2 protein-coding genes and 1 pseudogene are annotated in these 3,431 nt (G+C 70.5%); 1 reads left to right on the plus strand and 2 read right to left on the minus strand.

The annotated features are described in order from the left end of the window. Window positions 1-124: 124 nt before the first annotated feature. Both AB7U92_RS24135 and AB7U92_RS24140 read right to left on the minus strand, forming a co-directional pair. Window positions 125-652 (minus strand): annotated as a pseudogene (locus tag AB7U92_RS24135) (phytanoyl-CoA dioxygenase family protein); the annotation flags it as partial. A 10-nt stretch (window positions 653-662) separates the two neighbouring features. Further along, entirely contained in the window at window positions 663-1,346 is a 684-nt protein-coding gene (locus AB7U92_RS24140) for a GntR family transcriptional regulator (RefSeq protein WP_428582907.1), read from the minus strand. A 119-nt stretch (window positions 1,347-1,465) separates the two neighbouring features. On the opposite strand from AB7U92_RS24140, the gene AB7U92_RS24145 reads away from it, so the two are divergent. Continuing rightward, window positions 1,466-3,265, plus strand: a complete 1,800-nt coding sequence (locus tag AB7U92_RS24145) for a diguanylate cyclase domain-containing protein (protein ID WP_428582909.1) — start codon at window positions 1,466-1,468, stop codon at window positions 3,263-3,265. Window positions 3,266-3,431: the final 166 nt, after the last annotated feature.

Raw genomic sequence — 3,431 nt, forward strand, 5'->3', positions numbered from 1 at the left:
CGCCGGCTACATTCCTCGCTGGGCTACCTCAGCCCCAGGCAGTATGAAGAGCGCTGGGTCGCGGCACAGCTCAACAAGGCCGCGTAACAAGGATGCTAAGAGCTACGGGATTCAGGGGCAAGGTCAGGTCGTTGTCGACCGTCCACAGCGGGTAGCTGGTGGTGGTGAGATCGTGCCTGGCATCGACCACGCCCTTCTTGTGGCTGCCCGGAATGAACATCAGCGGGCCGTTGAACTCGTTGACGTCGTCCAGGAAGATGGCCACGTTCATGGCCCGCTCGGTGGGCATCATGTCGTCGTTCAGCCAGGTGCCGTAGTCCTGGTGCCACTGCCAGACGTCGCCCTCGAAGGCCATCTTGCCGTTGATCTTGAACTGGTGCATGTACAGCTTCTCGCCGAACAGGTCTTCCACCGGCTCGACCATGCGCGGGTGGCGGGCCAGCCGGGCAAACGGTTCGCTGTACAGGTGGGCCGCGAAGTTGGTGCGCACCGCGTCCGAGCCCTTCTCGCGCACGTTGTAGGCCTCGCGGCGGGCGTACAACTCGGGTACGGCGTCGGTCAGGGTCTTCGTCTCCTCGGCGCTGAACAGGCCGGGAAAGAAGAGATAGCCCTCGCGGTCGAACTGGGCGATCTGCTCGGGAGTGAGTCTCATCGGTGTCTCCTCAGGCGTGGTGAGCCCCGGCGCCGCGCATCGCGGCATCGAGGTGGCGGGTCATGTGGTGGCTGGCGCGTTCGTCGTGCTCGCGCATCAGGCGTTCGGCGAGATCGGCGTCGCCGGCGGCGATGGCTCGGGCGATCGCCGCGTGCTCGTCCCACACCGATTCGCGCAGGCTCGACGCCTGCAGCACCGCGCCCATGGCGCGGCGGATGTGGGCCCAGTGCAGGTGCGCGCTGCGCGGGATCAGCGGGTTGCCGGCGGCGGCGTAGACGGCGTTGTGGAAGGCGGCGTCGGCCTCGATCATGGCCTGCACGTTGCGCCCGCGCGAGGCCTTGCGGCCTCGCTCGATCAGCTTCGCATCGAGCACCCGGCCCTGCTGTGCCGCCAGCCGCGCGGCCAGCGCGTCGAGCGCGCCGCGCACCTGGTAGACGGCGGCGATGCCCGGTGCGTCCAGCGGCGCCACCTGCACGCCGCGGCCGGGCGCGTCGAGCACCAGGCCGTCCTGCTTGAGCAGGCGCAGCGCCTGCAGCACCGGCTGGCGCGAGACGTCGAGCTGCTGGGCGATCTCCTCCTGCGTCAGCCGCGCGCCGGGCGCCAATGTGCCGTCGGCAATGGCGCCGAGCAGCGCCTGGTAGACCTGGTCGACCAGGTCGGGCGCGACATGCAGCTTGAGCAGGGGGGCGGTCATCGCGAGACGTGTACTCTGTATACAGAATACACGGTTCCTGGGCAAGGTCAAGCCGGTCGGCGAGCGCGTATGCTGTCGGCGCGTTCCGATCCGTTCCGCCCGATTCCCATCTCAGTTCCATGCCCGCCTCGCTCGCTTCCCACCGGCCGCCGCTGCCGGCCCGGCTCTGGCAGGCCCTGCGCCGCTGGTTCGGCGGCCGTGCCGAGCCGCCCTATGTCGAGGCGATGGACGCGATGGACGCCGGCATCGTGCTCTACGACGCGCAGGACCGGCTGGTGCTGTGCAACCGCAACTTCCGTGCGCTGTATCCGGGCCTGGCGCACATGCTGGTGCCGGGCCGCACGTTCGAGGAGATGCTGCGCGAGGCCGCCTCGCTGGGCATGATCCCCGAGGCACAGGGCGATATCGAGGGCTTCGTCGCCGCGCGGGTGCGCCAGCACCGCGAGCCGGGCATGCCACTGCTGCGCCGCATGGCCGACGGCCGCTGGCGCCGCATCACCGAGCAACGCCTGGCCGACGGCTCGCTGCTCGCCTTCAGCATCGACGTCACCGAACTGGTGACCAAGGAGCAGGCGCTGGAGGAGGCGCGGGCCCAGGCCCAGCAGGCGCACGAGCGGCTGGAAGACGCGATCGAGGCGCTGTCCGACGGCTTCGTGCTCTACGACGCCGACGACCGCCTGGTGGTGTGCAACCAGCGCTACCGCGAGACCTACCAGCTCAGCGCGCCGGCCATCCGGCCGGGCACGCGCTTCGAGGACATCCTGCGCTACGGGCTGGCGCGGGGCCAGTACCCCGCCGCCGAAGGGCGCGAGATGGAGTGGCTGGAGGAGCGCTTGTACCGCCACCGCCATGCGGATCAGCCCGTTCTCCAGGAGCTGCCGGGCAATCGCTGGCTGCGCATCGAGGAGCGGCCCACCCGGCTCGGCGGTGTGGCCGGCGTGCGGGTCGACGTGACCGAACTGGTGCATCGTGAACAGCAGCTCAAGCAGATCAATGCCCGCCTCGCCGAGAGCCGGGCGCAGCTCAACGCGGTGATCGGGACGGCCATGGCCGCGATCGTGACGCTTGACGAACGAGGCGCGATCCTCTCGGCCAACCCGGCGACCACGGCCATCTTCGGCTGGCCCGCGGACGAGCTGGTCGGCCAGAGCCTTCGGGTGATCGTGCCGGCCGATGCCGGGCCCGACCCGCTGGAGCTGCTGGACGCGCGTGGCCCCGAGGCGCGCGTCGGCCGAACATCGCCGCGCGACATCCACGCGCGCCAGCGCGACGGCCGCAGCGTGACCGTGCAGCTTGCGCTGTCCCGGCTGGACACGGGTGGCCAGGCCCGCTTCGTCGCGCTGTTCACCGACCTGTCCGAGCGCGAGGCCTACGCGCAGGCACTGCGCGATGCCAATGCCCAGCTCTCTCACCTGTCGGAGACCGACGCGCTGACCGGCATCGCCAACCGCCGCCGCTTCGACCGCGCGCTGCACGACGAATGGCAGCGCGCCAGCCGCCACGGCCTGCCGCTGGCGCTGCTGCTGGTCGATGTCGACCACTTCAAGCGCTACAACGACAGCCGCGGCCACCCGATGGGCGACGAGTGCCTGCGCGCCATCGCGCAGATCCTGCGCAACTGCGTGCACCGGGCGGGCGACCTGGTGGCACGCTACGGCGGCGAAGAGTTTGCCCTGTTGCTGCCGCACACCGCCGAGGCCGAGGCGATGGCGATGGCCCTGGCCTGCATCGAGGCGGTGGAGCAGGCCGAGCTGCCGCACCCCGATTCACCGCTGGCGACGCATGTCACGCTGAGCATCGGCGTGGCCAGCATGGTCAGCAACGCCGAGGAGTCGCCCGCGCAGCTTCTCGACGCTGCCGATTCGGCCATGTACGCCGCCAAGCGCGCCGGCCGGCGGCGTGCCGTGATGGCCGGATAGGGCGGCGCGCGGGCCGGATCGAAAAGGCCCGAAAATACCCGCTTCGCCCAACCCGGCCGTCCCGGGCGGCGCGCACCGCTTCCACCATGGCAACCATCCTCCAATCGCTTCCCGTCGGCCAGAAGGTCGGCATCGCCTTCTCCGGCGGCCTGGACACCAGCGCCGC

The organism is Piscinibacter sp., from assembly GCF_050175855.1.
Taxonomy (GTDB): Bacteria; Pseudomonadota; Gammaproteobacteria; order Burkholderiales; family Burkholderiaceae_C; genus Piscinibacter.